The organism is Thalassospira sp. MCCC 1A01428 (assembly GCF_002115825.1).
Taxonomy (GTDB): domain Bacteria; phylum Pseudomonadota; class Alphaproteobacteria; order Rhodospirillales; family Thalassospiraceae; genus Thalassospira.
In genome coordinates this window covers 26,714-47,670 of the sequence record NZ_JFJZ01000017.1, presented here as the reverse complement: position 1 = coordinate 47,670, position 20,957 = coordinate 26,714, and the positions used below count along the sequence as shown (strand labels likewise).

The following is a 20,957-nucleotide window of genomic DNA, read 5'->3' as shown; positions in this document are numbered from 1 at the left end:
CCGGTCGGCTTATTGATCATCTGTAAGGTATTTTGATTTGGCGTTAAGCAGTCTTGCCGCCTCTGCATCGCGTGCAATATAGGCTTTTTGCCAGTCACAGGCGTGCGGGTCGGTTTCCCAATAACAGGCTGCACCACTGTGGAACGGCAAGAAATTGCCTTTTTTAAACATGTCATCGGCTTCAACACTTAGAAACATCGGCATCATTTTGCGCAAATCGGCAAGATGCTCGTGCACGATACGTGTTAACCAGTAAACAACATAGGAATTGGCCGGTTCATAAGCGATAAGGGATGCCTTGAAGCCGAAAGATTTGACCGGTTTATTTTGACCGGGATACGTGTTGGCAGGCAGGGTTTGGTTAAAGAAATAACTGTTGTTTTTGACCAGTTCCTCGGTTGGGCCGCCGCCCATGCCAACGACTTCTGCATCGCAACCCAATGTGTCGTTAATCGGTTCTGCCGGATGCCCGATCCATAGGCCGAACGCATCGAGATAGTTATTGCAAATGCCAATGCCGTTGTAATCCTGTGCAACGCCATAAACCTGGCCCAGGTCCTTAAGGCCGATATCGTATTTTTTTAACAGTTGCAGCCACAATCCCCGTGAAGCTGATCCTTCGGGGCCAACATTGATGCGTTTGTTGCGTAAATCAGCAACGGAATGAATGCCCGAATCCTTGCGCACGACCAACAGGCCCATTTCATCATGAAGTGACATCACAGAACGGGCACCGGGAATTGGACTGATGCCGTTCTGGGCCTCCCAGTTCGTATTGGACTGGACGATGGCAACCTGAACGCGGCCTTCTTTCATCAATTCAACATTGCTGCCAACCCCTTGCGAACGCAGCGGAACACAATGCACGCGATGTTCCTCATAGGTTTGGCGCATGAGTTCGCAAATCCTGGCCGCGACCTGAAAGTAAACACCGTTGGTACTGCCGCTATAGATGGCAAGGTAATAGGAAGGGCGTGTGTCGCCAGTTTCAGAGATTTTCTGGCTCAGGCCGCCTATCCCTTTGTAATCGCGCCGATATTGCGACAAAGGGATTGCATCGGGCTTATAAATCAGCCCGTCTATCATTTCGGGATTTGTCGGTATTTTTTCTGTGGGTTGATTATCGAACTGATCAATATTGCCGGTCGCATTATTTTGGTTGGCCAGCCGCGATGATGTATCTGGCGATGCATCGGGCAGGTCACTGCCTTGCGCGCAGGCAACAGAAATCGCGCCAGTCGATGCCACAATAAGCAGGCTGACCAGCAGCGCGTTTTTCAGAAGCCCGAATTTTTTGCCCATTGTGACCTGTTGCATTGGATCGCCCTGTAACCCCCTGGTTGCAAAAGAGAGTGTAATGGACCGCAGCATCCCCCGTCGAGGACGAAGTTACGCTGTTGTCGTCTGATATCAATTTCACGATTTGGGGGCGCGGTATAGCCCGGCAATTGTATTTTCATAATAATTCACGACATATGGATAGTGTTGTGACCAATTGAGTAGTAAAAACTTTGTTGCTTTACGGGGGCGATGGCGTGAACAGGCGGGTGTCTGAGACGGTCATAATAGATGCGGGGTATGGAATAATTGTCGAAACAACCGGATTCAGGCATCGATGCCCTTTTTCCCGGCCGGGATGAAATCTATCGGGCGCTGGACTTGATTTCAGACTGGCAGGAATATCGCCCCAGTCCGCTTCTTTCCGCTCCGGGTTTGGCAAAACAGCTCGGTATCGGATCGGTTCTGATCAAGGACGAAAGCAGGCGTTTCGGACTGGGCGGTGTTAAGGCACTTGGTGCGCCTTATGGGTTGAAACAACAGTTGCTGGACCTTGGGCTTGTGCCGGGCAGTACCGATTGTGCGGGCTTTACGGCCGTTGCGGCAACAGACGGGAATCACGGGTTGGCGTTGGCGTGGGCGGCAGCAAAATTTGGCTGCAACGCCCGTATTTATGTTGGCACAGATGTGAATGTGGGTCGGGTGCAGCGCATGCGCGACAATGGTGCCGATATTGTGGTGGTTGCAGGCACCTATGACGATGCCGTGCTTGCCGCAGAAAACGCCGCACGCGACGCTGGCGTATTACTGATTACCGATACCGATTATCACGGTGGCATTAAGGTAACCCGCGACATTATGGCCGGATATGCAGTTATGGGCATTGAATGCGCCCGGCAACTGGAACAGATTGGCGTGTGGCCCGGACATGTTTTTTTGCAATGCGGGGTGGGCGGCATGGCGGCAGGCTGTGTGCTGGGCCTGTGGCATGAAAGTGGTCGCAAGCCCGGTGTAATTACTGTTGAAGCCACCAACGCGGCTTGTGTGAAACAAAGCCTTGCACAGGGGCGCCCGGTCTCTGTCGCCGGGCAGTTGCTAACCCGGATGGTCGGTTTATCCTGCGGGCGACCAAGCCTTCCGGCATTCGATATTTTGCAAAAGGTTGCGCGCGGCAGCATTGCGATTGATGATGCCATTGCCCTTCATGCCCAGACAGAACTGGGACGGGGAATAAATGGGGATGTGCCGCTTGATTGCTGGGACACGGGCATTGCCGGTATCGCCGGGTTATGGCATGTGGCGCAAAGCCCGGTTTTGCGGGCGCAATTTAACCTGGACGCTAACAGCAGTGTTCTGGTGGTTAATAGCGAGGGCGCCATGCCCGCACGGTATGCCAGTACAATTACACCTGTTCCCGCCTATGCGATCACTGGACAGCCCTAACGCCGGCAGCTACACTCGCCGGGTTAATTCGGCCCGGGACACAATATCTTAATGGCCGGACCAGGGGGACTTCAAACCAATGAAATTGCTTGATCTGTTGTCGTCGGGGGATAACAGGCTGTTAACCCGTCTGACGCTTGCCGGTGGACTGGCAGGGGGCGGCAGTGCTGTGTTGCTGGCAATCGTAAATGCGGCAGCCGAACAGATTGAACAAACCGAAATTGACAAGGTTAACTGGTTTCTGGCCGGGGCATTTATTGCCGTATCAATAGTGTATTTTTTTTCCGAGATTTATCTGGTTGCCCATATTGGCGCGCGCATTGAAAATGGTATTCACCGTGTGCGCGCACGCCTTTTGACAGGTTTGGCAAATGCCGACTTTGCCCGGATAGAACGTTTCGGGCGGACCCGCCTTTATGAAAGCATCACACAAAGCAGCCAGGTAATTTCGCAAAATTCGCAATTGCTGGCCCATGCGTTTCGCTCGTTGCTGCTGGTTTTGGCGGTGATGTTGTATGTCTTGTGGTTGTCCCCGCTGGCCTTTTTTCTGATCGTGATAGTGATCGGGTTTGGCACGATGATTTATTTACGGATGGGGCGTGAACTATCGGCTTGTTATCATCGGCTGGCGGCAGCAGAAAATTCCCTGTTTGAAAGGGTTGCCGACCTGTTTTACGGCATCAAGGAAGTGCGGATGTCCTCGGCACGCAGTGATGCGTTAAATACTGCTTTTACTGCGACGTCGGCGCATAAGGAAGAAACCGCCGTTCAGGCGCATGATCTTACCTTTCGCCAGCAGGTAATGGGCATGATGGCGTTTTATATTTTGCTTGCAGTGATTGTGTTTGTTGTTCCGGTTTATTCCCCCGGCTTTTCCGGCACGGTAATGAAGGTCAGTACGGCAGTATTATTCATGATCGGGCCCATTAGTGCCGTTGTGCAAAGCTGGACTGTGCTTGGCGCGGCGGAAAACGCGGCATCGCGAATGATCTCGCTTGATGCTGACCTTGTCGCAATGGCGGAACCCGTGGCCGAAGATGATGGCGCGATGGTTGCCGGTGATTTTACCCGCATCGGTTTTCATAACGCGATTTTTCGCTATGCCCATCGGGATCAGAACCATGGTTTTCAACTGGGGCCGGTAACGCTTGAAATTGCGCGCGGGGAACTGATTTTTATTACCGGTGGCAATGGTTCGGGAAAATCAACCCTGATCAAATTGTTGACCGCTTTATATTATCCGACCGACGGTCATATTGAAATTGATGACATTCGTCTTGGTCCGCAGAGCATCGGCTCGTATCGCCATCTGATTTCAACTGTTTTTTCCGATTTTCATCTGTTTTCCCATCTTTATGGTTTGGGCGAAATTGACCGCACCGAAGCGGCCTTCTGGTTGCGAATGTTTGAACTCGACCATATTACCGGCATAAATATTCCTGACGAAAAAGACCCGGCAGAGGCAGATAGCGCGAACACCCTGTCGGTTGGACATGCCCGCTTCGTTCGTCAGGATCTGTCACAGGGACAACGCAAACGTCTTGCGCTGATTGCGGCCATTCTTGAACATCGCCCGATCCTGGTGCTTGATGAATGGGCAGCCGACCAGGACCCGCATTTTCGACGCAAATTTTATCGCGAGATTTTACCTGAGCTTTGCAAACGTGGCCTGACGGTTGTGGCAGTAACCCATGACGACCATTATTTTGATGCTGCTGATCGTTGTCTGCATCTTGAAGCCGGGCAATTGCGCGATGTGGCAGGCAAAAGCAAGGCCGATAGCGTTCATGACGCCGGAGGCCCAACAGCATGATTTTGGTCGATCTGATCCGGCAAAGAACACGGGTTAGCCTGCGTGGAGTTGCGATGTTGACCGCCCTGTCGGGCATTGCGACCACCATGATTTTGATGGTGGTTAATATGGCGGCCGAACAGGCGGCACAAGGACAGGCCAGTGTACGATTGCTTGCGCTGATGGGGGTGTCGCTTTTGGCATATGCGTGGTCGCAACGGCAGTCTGATGTCATTGTTGCGCGCGAAGCCGAACATATTTTGCATAATTTGCGGCTGCGGTTGTTTGATAATGTACGCAAGGCCGGGCCTGATACCCTTAATGATATTGGTCAGGGGCCACTGCAAACGGCACTGACCCAGGAAATGCAGACGATTTCCGGGGCCTTGCCGATGATTCTGACGGGGCTGCAACAAATGGTGTTGCTGGTTTTCGTCAGTCTTTATATGGCCTGGCTTTCAATGCCGGCCTTTATCATGGTGATGGGTTTTAGCGTAATTGCCGCTGTGGTGCATTTACACCGTGCCCGCAAGGTAAGTGATGCCACCCGCGATGCCGTGGCAGAAGAAAACAAGCTGTTTGATGGCCTGACGGATTTGCTGCAAGGATTTAAGGAAGTCCGCATGAGCCGGGCGCGCCGTGATGATTTGATGGTGCAATTATATGACCTTTCTGATCGTACACGCCTTGCTAAAACAGCAATCAAACGTCAATGGGGACGGGAATTTTCATTAATTCAGCTGGCATTCTATGTGATGATGGGGCTGATGGTGTTTGTGGTGCCAATATTCACCACGGATTATCACGAGGTTGCCACCCAAACGACAACCGCGGCCCTTTTCATGATCGGGCCGATTGGATCGTTATTGTTTGCCATTCCGTCTTTTGGCAATGCAGAGGCATCGCTTGCCCAGATTTCCCGGCTTGATCAGGCACTGATCGCTGCGGCGGCACCGCCAACAGGTAAAGATGGTGTGGTAAAAACGGGGCAAGGTGCCGTTTTGCCCGTAGATGATGTGGTTCGCGATATTACATTAAGCGATCTTTGTTTTGCATATCGTGATCAAAACGGGGGTAAAGGGTTTGCTCTGGGCCCGCTAAATGCAAAATTCGAGCGCGGCAAGATCAGTTTTATTACCGGTGGCAACGGGGCTGGTAAATCGACCATGATTTCGCTGTTAACCGGTCTGCGCAGCGCAGAAAGTGGTGATATCCTGGTAAACGGTGTGCCGTTGGCACCCGACCAGTTGCAATCCTACCGTGACAGGTTTGCCACTGTTTTTAGTGACTATCATTTGTTTCGTGACCTGTTCGGGATTGCTCCGGTTGACCCGGAACGGGCACAAATGTTGCTCGAAAAGATGGAAATCGACGATAAGGTTGAACTGGTCGATAACGCCTTTTCGACAACAGATTTGTCCCAGGGACAACGTAAACGCCTGATGCTGGTAACAGCAATGCTGGAAGACAAACCGGTCCTTGTGCTTGATGAATGGGCGGCGGACCAGGACCCGTATTTTCGCAAGATTTTTTACGAATACCTGCTGCCGGAATTACGGGATCAAGGCAAAATTGTTATCTGTGTTACCCATGATGACCGCTGGTTTCATATTGCAGATCAGGTTTGCTACCTTCGGGATGGTGCGTTCGAAGGTTAGAGGGCCCCTAACATGTAATACCGCGGGATTCAGTGCTGAAACCCGCGGCATATCTATGATGTATCAGGTGCTTCACGCGATCCTGTTGCCATCTTTTGCAAAGGCATGAACATTATCGGCTTTGGCATTAAGCGATATTGTTGTTCCCGTGGTTATTTTTGTGCCAACGGGTTGCTCAAGAATAACCGGGTCATGTCCTTCTATGTCGGCATGGATCAGGCAGGCATTGCCAAGATATTCGTTCAGGCGAACCTTCCCTGACAATATACCTTCTCCGGGTTGCACAATTTCAAAGCTGTCTGGTCGTATTCCGAAATAATGCGCGTTACGGTCCAGTTTCAGGTTTTCCCGCAGGTTTTGGCATTCATCAGTCAATTTGAAAATGTTCATCTTGGGCGCACCGATAAACTGTGCCGCAAACAGGTTTTGGGGGCGCTCATACAGATCATGCGGTGTTCCAACCTGTTCGATACGCCCGTCTCGCAAAAGAACGATTTTGTCGGCCAGCGTCATCGCCTCGACCTGATCATGGGTCACATAAATCATTGTCCGTTTCAAACGCTGATGCAGTTCGGAAATTTGGGTACGCATATGGACCCGAAGTTCGGCATCAAGGTTTGAAAGGGGTTCGTCGAACAGAAAAGTTTGCGGCTGTCCGACGATGGCACGGCCAATGGCCACGCGTTGCCGCTGCCCGCCGGAAAGCTCACGCGGATAGCGCTCCGTCAGTTTTTCAAGCTGCAACATGGTTACGGCCTCGCCGACCCGTGTTTTGATTTCGCTTGCCGATGTTTTGCGAACCTTTAGGCCAAAGGCAATGTTTTCATAAACGGAAAGGTGTGGATAGAGCGCGTAGGATTGAAACACCATGGCGACCCCGCGTTTGGCGGGGGCGATGTCGTTCATTCGGCTGCCATCAATTTCAAACGTTCCGCCGGTTATGTCCTCAAGCCCGGCAATCATACGCAAAAGTGTCGATTTCCCGCAGCCGGACGGGCCGATAAAAACGCAGAACTCGCCATCTTCGATGGTCAGATCAATTCCTTTGATGACATCGACGGTGCCATAGGATTTGCGGAGTTCCTTTAGGTGTAGTTTCGCCATCGTTTTACTCCACACGGCCAAACAGTTCGAGCCTTGGGGTTTCGCGGATGTGTTTTGGCCAGGAAAGGGGCACTTCAAAACGCGTCGCGAGCAGGTCCTGGAAAGCGGTGAGTTCGTTTTCTGTTTCGCGCACGGCACGCGGTGTTATTTTGTGGTCAAGGCAATAGGCCGCCAGTGCACCAACACTTTCGCCAATATTCCATTCCACCGGATGCAACCGGTAACAGCCGTTGGTCAGGTGGGTTGTGCCAATATTTTTACAGGCAGGCAGCATGTTTTTGACGCGTTGTGGTATCAGGCTGCCGAGCGGTATTTGAAACGGCCAGTTGGCAATATCGACATAGTTGCGCGGTGCCGTTGACGGGTGAAGGTCGATGCGATAACTGCCAACACCCACTGAATCATGGAACTGTTCTGCCCCGACAAGGCCATCTCGCGCATCAATACCAACATGATTTTCGGTAACAGTGAACAGCGCCTTGATCCGCCGGCTTTCGCGGATATAGGGGGCAATGGTCAAACCGTCTAGTGTGCCCATTGCGTTTCCAGCAGGTTTAAGGCCGCGGTAACCATAACCACCATCATGGCGGGGGGCCTCTGTTTGCATCCAGTAAAGCATGGACAATGATAGCTGACGTGCCCCTTCCAGGTGTTTTTGGGCTTCTTCTGCCGAAACGCCAACAACCGGGCCATCGCAATAATCAATTTGCGGCCAGTTAACCAGGCAAATATCGGATGGATATTGATCGCCGACATGGTTCCGACGATAGAAAATGCGCCGATAATGCCAGTTGTCAGGGGCGAATTTTTCATCGCTGTCCCCCACGAAAAGCGGGCGGTTGTCAGGTTCCAGTGTTACCGGGTTGGGGCCAACAAATGAAAGTTGACGGTCAGGCCAGAAATCCAGCTTGTAATCGCGCCAGATATCGTAATCACGCGGGCGTTCTATCGTATGATCTTCATCGGGGTGGTAGCTCATGGCAAAGCACCAGCTAACGGCCTGCTGGTCGAACGGGTCTGCGTCACCGGGTAACGCCGATGGCTCACCGGTTTGGGCCTGGCTCTCCGCACCAATGACATGTTCAACCTTGCCAAGCTCTAAAAGGTCGCCAAGTTCAGTGGCATCAACGAAGTAGGCGCCGGTCAGAACAATGTCACCATATTCGGCAGAATGAACCGTAACAGAGGTAAATTCGTCGTCTCTGGTTTCTACAGCAACGGGCTTTGCATTCATCAATATTGTCAGGCGGCCCGTTGCAAACCATGGTGCCAGCATGGCGTCGATCGCGGCAACGCCTGCGCGCGGTTCAGCACAAATGGGCGATACATTGCCACTGCCAGGGTTAAGGGCCTCATCGGCCATTGCCTCGTCGGTCAGGGGATAATTACGGCGATAATATTCGCGAATATGCTGCCGAAGCTCGCGGTAGCTTGCGGTTGAGCCATCAGATTCAATCCACGGATTTTCATCAGGCGGGACGGCCTGTGTGGTTAATTGCCCGCCCAACCATTTAAATTCCTCTGTCAGGATGACGCTTTTGCCAAGTTTCAATGCGGACAAGGCAGCGGCTATCCCTCCCAGTCCGCCTCCGATGATTACGATATCAGAGTTAAGTTCTTTCATTTTTTATCCTTTCACGCCTGACAGGGCGAAACTTTCGACGATTTGGCGCTGGGCCAGAATGTAAACAATAAGCATGGGAATAACGGCAAGCGCGGTTGCTGCCAGTTGCAGATGCCAGAGCGGCAAGCCGTAGGTGTCGGTAAAATTGGCAAGGGCAAGCGGGAGGGTGAACAGTTCGATGTCGTTCACAAAAACCAGTGGTTCGAGAAACAGGTTCCAGGAAAACAGGAAGGTGATAATGCCAACGGCTGACAGGGCCGGCCTGGACAGGGGCAGCGCCACCTTGAAGTAAACCCCGAAACGTGAAAGCCCGTCCATGCGCCCGGCTTCTTCAAGTTCTTTGGGCAAGGCCAAAAAGAACTGCCGCATCAAAAAGGTCGCCATAACCCCCTGCGAACCAAAAAGCGGCAACAGGATGAGCGGCATATGGGTGTTCATTAACCCAAGCTTTTTCATCAGGAAAAAATTGGGAATGATGGTGACTTCCTCGGGCATCATCAATGCCGAGATCAGCAATAACAGTACCAGCGCACTGCCGGAAAACCGTAAACGTGCCAGCGCATACCCGGCCATTGATGCCAGAAACAGGGTTAACCCCGTTACAAGCACAGCAATGTAAAGCGAATTGAAATATTGCCGGGCAAAAGGCTGGTAGGCGAAAATTTCTGAAAAATTCGACCAGTGTATTTGTGACGGGATCAGGGATGCCGAGGAAAATACGTCTGCCTGCCCTTTCAGTGCACCGGAAAGCATCCAGATGAAGGGAAAGACAAAGGGGATAGCCAGCGCACAAAGACCGATGATCCAGCAAATACGGGTGATTTTCTGTTGGGTGCGATAAGTCATTTGCGCGCCGCCTTCAGGATCGTTTGCAGGATGGTAAGCGCCAGAATCAGAACGAACAGGATGACGGCAAGCGCTGATGCGTAACCGGTATTGAAGAATTTGAAACCCTGTTCATAGATGTAAAAGGCAAGCACCAGTGTTGCGTTCTGTGGTCCACCGCCCGTCATCAGATAGATGTGGTCGAAAACCTTCAGGGAACCGACAACTGTAATCACCATGATGACAAGTGTGGTGGGGGCAAGAAGAGGCCAGGTGATCCGGCGGAAAATTTCCCAGCCATTGGCACCTTCAAGTCTGGCAGCTTCCGTATAGTCGCGCGGGATGGATTGCAGCGCTGCGATATACAGGATCATGTTCAGCCCAACTGTTTTCAAAACACGGGTGAAAATGACCGACGCCATGGCCCAATGTGGTTCGTGTAACCAGTTTGGCCCGTTTATGCCAATGACGGATAATGCCCGGTTAACAGCGCCACTTTCATGTTGAAGCAGGAATGTCCAGATGATGGCCCAGGCAACAGCCGAGGTAATAACCGGCGCAAAAAACACGGTACGGAAAAACACAGCCCCGCGGACCGACCTTGAAAGGGCTAGTGCCAGTCCAAGTGCCAATAACATGTTAAGGGGCACCAGCCCTGCTGCAAAGACCAGCGAATTTACCAGTACGTTCCAGAATGTGTCGTTGCGGGTCAGGGCATCGACATAGTTTTCCATACCCACAAAGTGCGATTGCTGGCTCAGCAAATTCCATTCGGTGGTGCTGTAATAGAATACTGCGATCAGGGGACCGACGAAAAAAATCATAAAGCCCGTTAGTATCGGACTTACGAAGAGCCATCCCGATATCGCTTCGCGCGCTTTCAGTGTCAGGGATGGCCCCTTGATGGCAGCGGACATGTTCGCTTCCTTTGTAGGGCAATGTTGGATGCAGGTTTTACGCGTGCCGGGTTAAGGGCGACGATAACGGGTGGTTATCGTCGCCCATCCTGGTGGTGCGTTACAGAAGGGGCTGAATGCCCTGGCAAAGTTTGGTCATGGTTGCCTGAATGTCGGCATCCTTTGACCAAAGCGCATCGAACTCCGGCCGAGCTTTTGCTTCGATTTGTGGGAAATGTTCATGGCTTGGCAGGACGGAACCGTTTTCAATGCCCTGGGCAACAATTTTCATTTGTTCCGGGGTGATTGCCGGGTTACTGGACAGGAAGGCGTCTCCTTCAAGCACGGATTTACGTGCCGGCGGAAAAAATTCGGCCATCTTTGCAACGTTTTTTGCGTTGGTCATATAGGCAAGAAATTCAGCTGCGATATCTTTGTTCTTACCCTGTGCAAAGGCAACAACAGCCGCCTGGCCAACGGTTGCCGCATTTCCGGCGGGGCCGGCGGGCAGGGGCGCAATTCCCCAGTCAAAATTTGCGTCGGCCAGTTTGGAAACGCGTGAAATCTGGGTAACGGTCAGGGCTGATTTACCTGAAAAGAAATCACCCTGTTCGCCAGGGGGAACGGCTGATCCATCGACATAAATCATGTCGTGAAACAACTTGATGGCCTTAACGGCCTCGGGGCTGTCAAGATGGCAGGTCCCGTCTGTCCATGCATTCCCGCCATAGGCGCGGATGATCGGGATCAGGTTATGCCATACGCGTGCGCTATAACCCTGACCGTCAACTGTTTCATAACCCCACACCCCTGCATCTGCGTTGCGCAGGGTGGCAGCATCTTTTTTAAGCTGTTCCCAGGTCCAGGTACCATCTGTCGCACGCTGGTCCGGTGTTTCCAGTCCGGCGGCATCGTAAAGCGATTTATTGTAATAGACGAGAAACGGCGACGTCGAAAAAGGAATGCCATAAACACCATCATCTTTGGTCCAAAGGCCCATGGCAGATGTCGAGAAATCGGCATAGTTGTAATTTTCTGTGGCGTGCAATGTCTTTGAAACGTCGGCCAATGCGCCTGCTTCGACAAAAGCCGGGGCCGAGTTTTCAAGCAGCCAGCCAAGATCGGGCGGATTGCCCCCTGCCATTTGTAATGTCAGCTTTTGCACGTAATCCCCAAAGGGAATGGTGTCGTAGCGGACGGTTACATCAGGATGGGTTTGCCTGAAACCCTCGGCGATATCATTTAGCATATCAAGATGTGCCTTGCTGCCGGTCCAGACGGTAAAGCGCAGTTCCTCGGCGTTCACGTTTGTTGCTATGGTTCCACTAAGCACAGCTGCGCAAATTAAGCGCTTAATCATTATGGTTGACATTTTTTATTACCTCCCGTTTCAGATTAAATTTAGATGGCTTGCAGGGTGCTGCCTGGTACGAAACCGCAAGGCAACGTGGTTTTTATGGGGGTGTTTTCAGGACTTCTGATTTGGGCAATCAGGTTGCGCACGGCGACTTCGCCCATTTCTTCCCGGGGAACGGAAATACGGGTCCAGCGTTCCACATCGGCGGGGCGGGTTAACGGGGATGCCAAGGCAACGATGGAAATGGTTTGCGGGACACTGCCTGACATTGCAGCCACCTGGCGTTCCAATGCAACCGCATGCTTGAAGGTTTCGGTCAGAACAACAGTATTCCCATCGTCCAGACACCGGCGAAGCCATGCACCGTCGATGTCATCAGTTTCAAGTCGTTCAACAGAAAGGGTCAGGTTTTCTGCCTGCCGATCCATAAAACCACGTTCGCGGTCAATATTTTGTTCGCGTACTTGCGTTGCGCCCACAAACTTTAATTTACGATGGCCCAATGCGGCACAGCGTTTTACAACATCGGCAACTGCAGCGGTGTAATCGGCAGCGACCCAGTTAAGTTCCGCCTTGTCAGTGTCACGTCGGCCAATCGTTACAAACGGAAAGCCTGTATCGTAAAGCCGCTTTAGTTCGCGTTTGTCGGGTTCTTCGCCCAGCAGAATGGCCCCGTCGGCAACGCCCATGCGATTGGCCCCACCCGGAAAAATGCTGCGCGGCCCTTTTTCAAGCGACGATGACGTAAAAAGCAGCAAGTCCTGCCCAAGTTTCATCGCGCCACGTTCAATGCCAAGCAAGAACGGATAGAAAAAGTTTTCGCTGTCGGAGGGAAAGATGGCTTCATAGGTAAAAACGCCAATGATATTGCGTTTTCCCCCTGCCAGTGACTGGGCAACAACATCGGGGGCGTAGCCCAATGTTTCCATCGCCGCACGGACCCGTTTTTCGGCTTCTTCCCCAACCCGGATGGTTTTGCCCGGCTTTGGCGAAATCACAGCAGACACCACGGCGGTTGAAACACCGGCCATCGCGGCGACATCGCTTTGGGTGACGCGCTTGATGCGACTTTGCTTGACGGACACGCGAATTCTCCAGATTTGACCTTGATTAAGCGTATAATCAAAAAGAAAAGCGCTGTCAATACGGTGTGAAACTGTAGCGTCAATGATGTAAGCGATCTGAACCAAAGGGTGAAAATGCCTTTAGGGATCCAGCCATCATTTTAATGGGAAAAGATATTAAGTTTGCTGTTCGCGGTCGTTGTGCATGTGCTGGGCGTGAAATATTCCACGTTTGCTGTGCGCGCAAAAAGTGTTTTTTAGAAAGACAAACTGGAATAATTCCATTTTCAGAATGGATGTTAAATGTCATATGATGACATTTGAATAAGTCATAATGCATTTTTGTGTGTCTTCTTTTCCTGGTCCGGAATGCTTGTCGAACGAACAGGGCGCTTGGTGATTTGCGCGATGCCCATGTTTTGATTGGGGCAGGGAAGACATTAAAAAGCACATGATTGACGCTGGTTACTCAATGCACAACTTGATATCCCCCTATTAACAAAAAATTGCATCCGAGGAGAAACGTTCGTGATTCTTCAACTTTTTCCGGTTTGGGCATTATTGCTCTCTTTGCTGGCTTTTTTCGTTCCTGGTCCATTCACCTCGCTAAGTGCGGGTATTGTTCCGCTGCTGACGGTGATTATGCTGTCCATGGGCCTTACGCTGACGGCGAAAGATTTTGCCAATGTTGCTAAAAGCCGCAAGGCATTGGTTGTTGGTGTTCTTTTGCAGTTCCTGATTATGCCGGTTGCAGCCTGGCTGACAGCTAAGTTGTTCGGGTTCGATGCCGAACTGACTGTTGGCATGTTGCTGGTGGGCAGTGTTGCGGGGGGAACTTCGTCCAATGTGATGTGTTACCTGGCAAAGGGTGACACCGCGCTTTCAATTTCAATGACGGCAACTTCCACCATTATCGGTGTGTTTCTGACCCCGGTTCTGGTGTCGCTTCTGGCGGGGCAAAGCATTGATGTTCCCGTACAGCCGATGCTGCTGGCATTGGTCAAGGTTGTTCTTGTGCCGGTTATTCTTGGCGTTGTTCTGAACGAACTGGCATCAAAATGGGTTCGCAAGATCGATATGATCTTTCCCTATGTTTCGATGGTTGCCATTTTGCTGATCATTGCCATCGTGGTAGCGCTTAATGCCGGTACGATAGCAAGTGTTGGTCTGATCGTGGCCTGTGCGGTGGTTTTGCATAATGCCATTGGTCTGTGCCTTGGCTATGGGGTAACCGCATTGCTTGGATTTGATCGCAAAATTTGCCGGACCATTGCCTTTGAAGTTGGGCTGCAAAATTCCGGTCTTGCAACGGCGCTGGCAATGAAGTTTTTCACCCCGGTTTCGGCCTTGCCCGGCACATTGTTCAGTGTCTGGCACAATATTTCCGGGTCGTTGCTTGCGGGTTATTGGAGCCGCAAGCCGCTGGGTGATTTAACCGACGATACCACGCCCGAACGTCGCGTTTCCGAGACCGTTTAATCAAATAAAAACCCGGACTGGATGCTGCAATGGCAGAATCTTTGGTCCGGGTTTTCGTTTTAATATGTCAGGTATGGCAACGGACATTCCACCATCAAAGATGCCGTTGTGTTATCGCTGATCGATCCTGATCAATGTGCCTTGGAACGTCCGGTCGGGCACAGAACGCCACTGGTCCCCCCCAGAACATCCCCATTTAGGTTTAGGCCCAAAAACCGGTGCCGGTCAAAATAACCGGGCATCGACAGGCCTGCTGCCGGTGCGGCCATAAAGTCGAACCGGGCGTAATATTGTGGATCCCCAACCAGCAGAATGGCCCGGTGGCCCGCGTCAAAGGCGGCATTGATGGCAGCGTACATCAGACCAGCCCCGACACCGGAACCATTATAGACCTTTTCTACCGCAAGCGGGCCCAGCATCAGGGCGGATCCGCCATTGCCCGCATTGACATTCCACAGCCGGACAGTACCGATCATGTGTTTGCCATCATGGGCAACAAAGGCCAGCCCGTCGGCCGGAAGGCGGCCTGCACGGATCACTTCGGACGATTTTTTAAACCGGTCTGGTCCCATCACGCGATCCAGAAGCTTTTCCCGATCAATGTGGGACAAAGCACCTTCGCGATCAATGACAATCATTGGCGGGGTGCCTAAATGATATAGGCGGCTAACGGCGAAAAGCCGTTAAACGCCACCGATGCATAGGTTGTGGTATAGGCACCCGTGGCTTCGATCAGAACTTCGTCGCCAATTGTTAAGGCAATCGGCAGATCGTAGGGTTTCTTTTCATACATCACATCGGCTGAATCACAGGTCGGACCGGCCAGAACACACGGGGCCACAGCGCCACCATCATGGATGGTGGTAATGGGGTAACGAATGGCTTCGTCCATGGTTTCGGCCAAGCCGCCGAATTTACCAATATCAAGATACACCCAACGCACCGGATCGTCTTCGTGCTTGCGCGAAATCAGCACCACTTCGGCTTTGATCACGCCTGCATCGCCGACCATGCCACGGCCCGGCTCAATGATGGTTTCGGGCATGTGATTGCCGAAATGATCATGAAGGGCGTCTACAATGGCGGCACCATAGGCTTCGGTTTTCGGCACATCGCGCAGGTAACGGGTCGGGAAACCACCGCCCATATTGACCATGCGCAGCGTAATGCCTTTTTCCGCCAGGGTGCGGAAAATCATCGCGGCTTCGCCCAGGGCGGTGTTCCAGGCATCAAGGTTGCATTGCTGCGACCCCACATGGAACGACACACCATAGGCATCCAGGCCCAGATGATGGGCATGTTGCAATACATCAAGCGCCATGGTCGGTGCGCACCCAAATTTGCGCGACAGCGGCCATTCGGCACCAAAGCCGTCGGTCAGGATGCGGCAAAACACGCGTGATGCCGGGGCAACACGGGCAATTTTTTCAACTTCTTCAACACAATCAACGGCGAACAGCCGCACCCCCAGTGCATAGGCACGGGCAATGTCGCGTTCTTTTTTAATGGTGTTGCCAAATGAAATGCGTTCGGCAGAGGCACCAGCGGCCATTGCCATTTCAATTTCAGGCACCGATGCGGTGTCGAAATTGCTGCCAAGATCGGCCAGAAGGCTCAGAACTTCCGGTGCCGGGTTTGCTTTGACGGCATAAAAAATGCGCGAGTCAGGCAGGGCACGGGTAAAGGTTTCGTAATTGCGCTGGATGACATCCAGATCAACAACAAGGCACGGACCTTCCGGTCGGTTCTGGGCAAGAAAATCAATAATACGCTGCGTTGCCATGGGGGCGTTCTCCCATTCCACTATAAAGAGCATAGCGACACCTGATGCACACTGACGCGGTGGAGGCGCAGAATGCGGTCTATCGTTATGCCAGACGTGAACACCGATGATCCGGGTTCGCGAAAGTTGCCTCGATATAAGAATGGGAAAATGCCATTCCGCACGGCGGGCAATGATGGTGTGCCTCTTCAGTGTCGATGGTATTTGGACAACCACCTGAGACCAAAAAAGCCCTACACCGTCGTTGCTTTAAGTAAGTCCTACAGGGTTCCTGATCAGGACCACCACAGGCACGTGCGACTTTGGGCAAGTCGCGATTTACGCCTGTTCTAACCTTTGTGCAAGTGAAATTTTCAACCATTTTGTCATGGTTCAATCGCAGGATCGTCGAACAAGTTCACGTCCTGCGCAAAAAATGGCGTAAATGGCCGTGTTTTGCCCGGGCGGCTTTTTTATTTAAGGTGTTTTGGAATGGGGCATTGCAATTTGCGCATATCGCACGGCCTGATCAACCGCGTTTGATGACCAGGTGTGTGTCTGTCAGTCGGGGACCGTTGCAATATAAAGCGGGTAGGGGCCAACAATGTGCCACCCCAGGCGTTTTTGTAACCGGATCGAGGCCGCGTTGCGGCGTCGGGTAATACTCCATAACGCGTCAAACCCGCGTTCGCGATACAGATCCATCGTATAGCCAATGATCCACTGGGCAAGTCCGGTGCCCCACCAAGGCCGCAGCACCGCGACGCCGGAAAACAATGACGTCCTGGTGCCTTCGGTATAGGCCGCGATCTGACCGCTGGCATCGTCGCGGGCATAAACCATCCAGACGTCATCACTGGTAATCAGGCGCCTGATTTTTGCCCCGGTGAACGCGACACCTAATTGTTCATTGGCATAGGCGCGATTGTAGAAATTGGCCAGTTCGTCATCGATCTTGTCATCAAGACAGCTGGCGTCATAGAGATGAAAAGACAGGCCGGGGACTTCCTTATAGGAATAATCATCGCCGTCCCATGCAAGCTGTACCATATCATCTTCGGCGACAAATCCGGTTTTTTTAAAAAAACCTGTCGCCGGAAGGGATATTTCGTTGAGTAAGGCGACCTGATGGGTCAGTCCGCGTTTGCGAAAGGCGACATCCATTCCGTTTTTCAGGGCCGTACCGATACCTTTTTTCTGGCAATCGTTGGAGACGAGATAAACGACAGAGCGTGCATTCTCATTGCGGTAGGGACGCCAGTTGGCAAATGCGACGCCCTTTGCCTGATCATCCTTTACGGCCAGCAAAACGACTTCCATGCTTTTATGCGGCGCCGCAATCACCGATTGCCAAAACTCATAGTAAGGCGATGCCGGATCATTTACACCCCATCCCGCGACCAGTGCGATCAGCAAGTCTTGCATGCAAGCCGGATCATATTCGACAATCTGGCAGGCTAAGGGCTGTATCGTGGTCATGAAACGTTTCTTTCTTAAATGCCGGGGAAGCAATATGCGGTGGAATGGCGCAGCACATTTTGAGAACAAAAAAGCGCGATTGCCAAATCCAAATAGCAATCACGCCCTTGTCAGATAATTTTTAGCCTGCCGACATCAGAATTGTCACATCAGAGACCACGCATATCTACTAGAATTGTGGGGCCTGTTCGCTGAGGGCGCAAGCGCAGCGCAAGCAGCCGGTGGGTGCAGGAACAGCCGACAGGTTTTGGTCGTCGCTGATGGAACGGCAAGCCGATATCGGCGGCCTAGGGCCGCTGGCGGAAAGCATTTCTTCGGCATTGGTCCAACAGAAAGTTGGCCGCACCGGAGCTGCCACTGTCAGTTTCTCATCCTTGATATTCATACAGGGGCCGAGGCACATGGTGTTCGGATTTGGCACAGGGCCGGATAGTACGGCAAGAGCCTCAACATCGCTAATGCGCGATAATAGCGGTGTTGGGAGACTGGTTGAAACCTGAGCGGTTTCGTCGTCATTAAAACGAGAAAAAACCGGCGGCGGCAAGTGACCTGCCCTGATGGAATTGTTCTGTGTCATAACCCCTGCTTCTCCTGATTGTGTGTCTACGCCAATAAGGACCGCCCTTGCGGCGTAATCCGGAATTCAGGCTGAAAATCCTTGCTAAAGGAATGCCCGCCTATTGTAAAATTTCAAGAAACTTTATTTTAGTTTATTGATCTCCCAAGACTTTTTATTGCATGACCTTACGCGATGAATGAAAATGACGCAACTGAAGGGTGATTTTGGTTTTGGGCAATTGTCGGGTGTTCGGCCCGGACAAAACAAACACCACAAGACGGGTTACAGCTCGTCAAAAAGAGGGGCCGGGTCACAAACCGGCAAAGATCGGTTTATGGGACAAAATAGCAGTCATTATTTGGCCATCGCACCGCATTTTAATGTGCATCGTATGGGGGATGACCAGTTTATTTTATTGTCCGAAGATCAAAGTTTCCGGCTGTCCGGGGCAGGGTATATGATGCTCATACCCTTGCTTGATGGTCAGTTTACCCGTGTGCAAATCCTTGAACAAGTGGCCGGGCGTGCCTCTGTTGACGAGCTTAATGCTTTGATCGATACCATGCTGGCCAAGCGCTATGTCGTCCCGGTCGAGCCATGGGCAGATAGTGCGCGATCCGCATTCTGGAGTGCACAGAACCTGCCGCCGGTTGATTGCGAAAGCCACTTGGCGCAGTATCGCGTAGCGGTGGTGCCGTTGGGCAAGGATGGACCGGCTGGGTCCGTGCAGGCATCGCAACTGGCCGCCATGTTGATGGCAGCGGGGTTTTGCATCAGTGATTATAAAAATGCCCATGTTTCGATCGTGCTGGTCGAGGATTATCTACAGCCCGCCCTTGGCGATTTCGCCCGGTCAGCCGCACAGCGAAAAGCCCTGTGGATTCCGTTCAAGCCGGGCGGTATGTCCGCATGGTTCGGGCCGGTCATGGGCAGCCACAGCGGCGAGTATAATTGTTATTTCTGTCTGGCACGACGGCTGGCGGAGCACCGGCCAACTGAGCATGTGCTAACCCCGACCATGATGGGTGTTCGCGCGGCAAAGGCATGGACCCCGGCCACTTTGGCGATTGCAAGTGGTCAGGCAACGCTGGAAATGACCCGCTTTGCCCTTGGTCAGTCGCAACAGATCGAACAGCGCCTTATGACCTGGGGCCTTGTTGACGGTCAAAATGCGATGCACATGGTGCCGTTGTTTGATGATTGCCCCTCACAAGATCGCGCGCAGGCGCATGGGCAGAACGGGGGGGCTGACGGGACAAAGAATACCGTCGATGCCGTTCCGATCCGGTTGCTGCCGGTTAAAAATTTCGATGGTGCCGACAGTGGCTGGCGTGCCCTTTCGCCAGAGCAAGCATTGGCGCGGTTAGAACCGATCGTCAGCCCGATTACCGGAATTGTCGCCTATATAAGTCCGGTTGCCCTTGGCGAAGGGTTGCATGTTTACAGCGCGTCCCAAGGGAGCAGGAGTGCGATTGATCCGCGCCAGAACCGCACCCTTGGCCGTGCGGGCGGGGCAGCAGGCAAAGGATTAAGTGCTAAGCAGGCAAAAATCAGCTGTCTGGCCGAGGCGGTCGAGCGATATGGTGCGCAATGGGTGGGCAGTGAACCCCGGCGACAGGCAAGCTGGCGCGATCTGGGCACACTTGCCCCACATCCCCGTGATTTGTTGCAATATAGCGACTTTCAATACGAAAACCGGGCCGAATTAAACAAAACGATTGGCATGATGGGCCGGATTGCCGAGCCGTTTGATGAAACCGCATTGGTTGACTGGAGCCCGGCATGGTCGCTGCGTGATGACGCTGCGCGCTGGTTGCCCAGCCGGTTTTGTTTTTATCAATATCCCGACGGTCTTGCGCCGGGCGATCATAAATTCTGTTGGGCGGATTCCAATGGCTGTGCCACGGGGGGCAGTCTTGAGGAAGCCATCCTGCAAGGGTTCCTTGAGGTGGTTGAACGCGATGCGGTGGCGATCTGGTGGTATAATCGCCTGCGGGTTCGACAGGTTGCGTTTGACGGGCTTGATGATACCTATGTGGCGCAGGTTCAGGATTATTATCGCGGCTTGGGGCGTGATATCTGGTTGCTCGATATCACCACAGATCTTGGGATTCCGGTGGTGGTTGCGGTTTCGGCAACCTTTGATGGTCGTCGTATCCTGACCGGTTTCGGGTCGCATATTGACGGGCGGATCGCCGCTTTGCGCGCCCTGACCGAAATACATCAGATTATATTGTTCGATCAATCCCCCGATACGGAGCGCAGTGCAAATCATCTGGTTGATGATGGGCTTTGGCAATGGCTTGATCAGGCCAGTCTGGATGATCATCCCTATTTGAAACCCGATGGCATGATCACGGTGCATGAGATGCCCGCCCATCAGTTTGACAGCATCGATCAGGCGGTACGTTATGGCGTTGACCGCGTGGCGCAGGCAGGCCACGATTTTATTGTTGTTGATTACAGTCGTAATGACTTGCCGCTAAATTGTGTGCGGGTAGTTGTGCCCGGCTTGCGCCATTTCTGGAACCGCCGCGCGGTGGGGCGTTTGACCGAGGCACCGGTGCGTATGGGGAACCTTGCCCGGCCTTTACGCGAAGACGAACTTAATCCTGTTAACTTTTTCATTTAGGGCAT

Annotated in this window: 16 protein-coding genes; 5 read left to right on the top strand and 11 right to left on the bottom strand. The window is 52.5% G+C overall.

Features of this window, described 5'->3' with window-relative positions:
* Positions 1 to 9: 9 nt before the first annotated feature.
* Positions 10 to 1,317, bottom strand: coding sequence for a TAXI family TRAP transporter solute-binding subunit (locus tag THS27_RS14190; RefSeq protein WP_168184900.1), 1,308 nt, complete (start codon positions 1,315 to 1,317; stop codon positions 10 to 12).
* Positions 1,318 to 1,587: 270 nt separating this feature from the next.
* On the opposite strand from THS27_RS14190, the gene THS27_RS14185 reads away from it, so the two are divergent.
* The 3 genes from THS27_RS14185 to THS27_RS14175 all read left to right on the top strand — a co-directional run bounded on the left by THS27_RS14185 (position 1,588) and on the right by THS27_RS14175 (position 6,171).
* Positions 1,588 to 2,721, top strand: a complete 1,134-nt coding sequence (locus THS27_RS14185; protein ID WP_085591965.1) for a diaminopropionate ammonia-lyase — start codon at positions 1,588 to 1,590, stop codon at positions 2,719 to 2,721.
* A 79-nt stretch (positions 2,722 to 2,800) separates the two neighbouring features.
* Positions 2,801 to 4,534: an ATP-binding cassette domain-containing protein gene (locus THS27_RS14180; protein WP_085591963.1), complete on the top strand. Its 1,734-nt coding sequence runs from the start codon at positions 2,801 to 2,803 to the stop codon at positions 4,532 to 4,534.
* The gene (locus tag THS27_RS14175) at positions 4,531 to 6,171 is read left to right on the top strand and encodes a cyclic peptide export ABC transporter (protein WP_085591961.1); all 1,641 of its coding nucleotides are present in this window, start codon (positions 4,531 to 4,533) and stop codon (positions 6,169 to 6,171) included. Before THS27_RS14180 ends, THS27_RS14175 begins: the two co-directional genes overlap by 4 nt.
* A gap of 72 nt (positions 6,172 to 6,243) precedes the next feature.
* Here THS27_RS14175 and THS27_RS14170 read toward each other — a convergent pair whose 3' ends face one another.
* The 6 genes from THS27_RS14170 to THS27_RS14145 form a co-directional block, all read right to left on the bottom strand.
* Positions 6,244 to 7,275, bottom strand: a complete 1,032-nt coding sequence (locus THS27_RS14170; RefSeq protein ID WP_085591959.1) for an ABC transporter ATP-binding protein — start codon at positions 7,273 to 7,275, stop codon at positions 6,244 to 6,246.
* A gap of 4 nt (positions 7,276 to 7,279) precedes the next feature.
* Complete coding sequence (locus THS27_RS14165; RefSeq protein ID WP_085591957.1) at positions 7,280 to 8,899, bottom strand: FAD-dependent oxidoreductase; 1,620 nt, start codon at positions 8,897 to 8,899, stop codon at positions 7,280 to 7,282.
* A 3-nt stretch (positions 8,900 to 8,902) separates the two neighbouring features.
* Positions 8,903 to 9,745, bottom strand: coding sequence for a carbohydrate ABC transporter permease (locus tag THS27_RS14160; protein ID WP_085591955.1), 843 nt, complete (start codon positions 9,743 to 9,745; stop codon positions 8,903 to 8,905).
* Positions 9,742 to 10,641: a carbohydrate ABC transporter permease gene (locus THS27_RS14155; RefSeq protein WP_085591953.1), complete on the bottom strand. Its 900-nt coding sequence runs from the start codon at positions 10,639 to 10,641 to the stop codon at positions 9,742 to 9,744. The genes THS27_RS14160 and THS27_RS14155 overlap by 4 nt, the downstream gene beginning before the upstream one ends.
* A 100-nt stretch (positions 10,642 to 10,741) precedes the next feature.
* A complete protein-coding gene (locus tag THS27_RS14150; RefSeq protein WP_210402911.1) occupies positions 10,742 to 11,926 on the bottom strand; it encodes a sugar ABC transporter substrate-binding protein in 1,185 nt (394 codons plus the stop codon).
* 95 nt (positions 11,927 to 12,021) lie between these two features.
* Positions 12,022 to 13,062 carry a LacI family DNA-binding transcriptional regulator gene (locus THS27_RS14145; RefSeq protein WP_139835588.1) on the bottom strand — a complete coding sequence of 347 codons (1,041 nt, stop codon included), beginning with the start codon at positions 13,060 to 13,062 and terminating at the stop codon, positions 12,022 to 12,024.
* Between the two features lie 507 nt (positions 13,063 to 13,569).
* Here THS27_RS14145 and THS27_RS14140 point away from each other — a divergent pair.
* The gene (locus THS27_RS14140) at positions 13,570 to 14,520 is read left to right on the top strand and encodes a bile acid:sodium symporter family protein (RefSeq protein WP_085591949.1); all 951 of its coding nucleotides are present in this window, start codon (positions 13,570 to 13,572) and stop codon (positions 14,518 to 14,520) included.
* A 131-nt stretch (positions 14,521 to 14,651) separates the two neighbouring features.
* On the opposite strand, the gene THS27_RS14135 is transcribed toward THS27_RS14140, so the two are convergent.
* From THS27_RS14135 to THS27_RS26665, 4 genes are all read right to left on the bottom strand, one after another.
* Positions 14,652 to 15,158 carry a GNAT family N-acetyltransferase gene (locus THS27_RS14135; RefSeq protein ID WP_085591947.1) on the bottom strand — a complete coding sequence of 169 codons (507 nt, stop codon included), beginning with the start codon at positions 15,156 to 15,158 and terminating at the stop codon, positions 14,652 to 14,654.
* An 11-nt stretch (positions 15,159 to 15,169) separates the two neighbouring features.
* Positions 15,170 to 16,303, bottom strand: coding sequence for a type III PLP-dependent enzyme (locus tag THS27_RS14130; RefSeq protein WP_085583868.1), 1,134 nt, complete (start codon positions 16,301 to 16,303; stop codon positions 15,170 to 15,172).
* A 540-nt stretch (positions 16,304 to 16,843) separates the two neighbouring features.
* A complete protein-coding gene (locus tag THS27_RS14125; protein WP_085591945.1) occupies positions 16,844 to 17,761 on the bottom strand; it encodes a GNAT family N-acetyltransferase in 918 nt (305 codons plus the stop codon).
* 169 nt (positions 17,762 to 17,930) lie between these two features.
* Positions 17,931 to 18,338, bottom strand: a complete 408-nt coding sequence (locus THS27_RS26665) for a hypothetical protein (RefSeq protein WP_139835587.1) — start codon at positions 18,336 to 18,338, stop codon at positions 17,931 to 17,933.
* Positions 18,339 to 18,522: 184 nt separating this feature from the next.
* Here THS27_RS26665 and THS27_RS14115 point away from each other — a divergent pair, with 184 nt between their 5' ends.
* Positions 18,523 to 20,952, top strand: coding sequence for a TOMM precursor leader peptide-binding protein (locus THS27_RS14115; protein WP_168184899.1), 2,430 nt, complete (start codon positions 18,523 to 18,525; stop codon positions 20,950 to 20,952).
* Positions 20,953 to 20,957: the final 5 nt, after the last annotated feature.

What these genes read in the sequence shown, in the direction of transcription:
- THS27_RS14180 (WP_085591963.1), top strand. Translation starts at nt 2,801, where the DNA reads ATGAAATTGCTTGATCTGTTGTCGTCGGGGGATAACAGGCTGTTAACC.
- THS27_RS14175 (WP_085591961.1), top strand. Translation starts at nt 4,531, where the DNA reads ATGATTTTGGTCGATCTGATCCGGCAAAGAACACGGGTTAGCCTGCGT.
- THS27_RS14165 (WP_085591957.1), bottom strand. Translation starts at nt 8,899, where the DNA reads ATGAAAGAACTTAACTCTGATATCGTAATCATCGGAGGCGGACTGGGA.
- THS27_RS14115 (WP_168184899.1), top strand. Translation starts at nt 18,523, where the DNA reads ATGACGCAACTGAAGGGTGATTTTGGTTTTGGGCAATTGTCGGGTGTT.
- THS27_RS14155 (WP_085591953.1), bottom strand. Translation starts at nt 10,641, where the DNA reads ATGTCCGCTGCCATCAAGGGGCCATCCCTGACACTGAAAGCGCGCGAA.
- THS27_RS14170 (WP_085591959.1), bottom strand. Translation starts at nt 7,275, where the DNA reads ATGGCGAAACTACACCTAAAGGAACTCCGCAAATCCTATGGCACCGTC.
- THS27_RS14190 (WP_168184900.1), bottom strand. Translation starts at nt 1,317, where the DNA reads ATGCAACAGGTCACAATGGGCAAAAAATTCGGGCTTCTGAAAAACGCG.
- THS27_RS14130 (WP_085583868.1), bottom strand. Translation starts at nt 16,303, where the DNA reads ATGGCAACGCAGCGTATTATTGATTTTCTTGCCCAGAACCGACCGGAA.
- THS27_RS14160 (WP_085591955.1), bottom strand. Translation starts at nt 9,745, where the DNA reads ATGACTTATCGCACCCAACAGAAAATCACCCGTATTTGCTGGATCATC.
- THS27_RS26665 (WP_139835587.1), bottom strand. Translation starts at nt 18,338, where the DNA reads ATGACACAGAACAATTCCATCAGGGCAGGTCACTTGCCGCCGCCGGTT.
- THS27_RS14135 (WP_085591947.1), bottom strand. Translation starts at nt 15,158, where the DNA reads ATGATTGTCATTGATCGCGAAGGTGCTTTGTCCCACATTGATCGGGAA.
- THS27_RS14125 (WP_085591945.1), bottom strand. Translation starts at nt 17,761, where the DNA reads ATGACCACGATACAGCCCTTAGCCTGCCAGATTGTCGAATATGATCCG.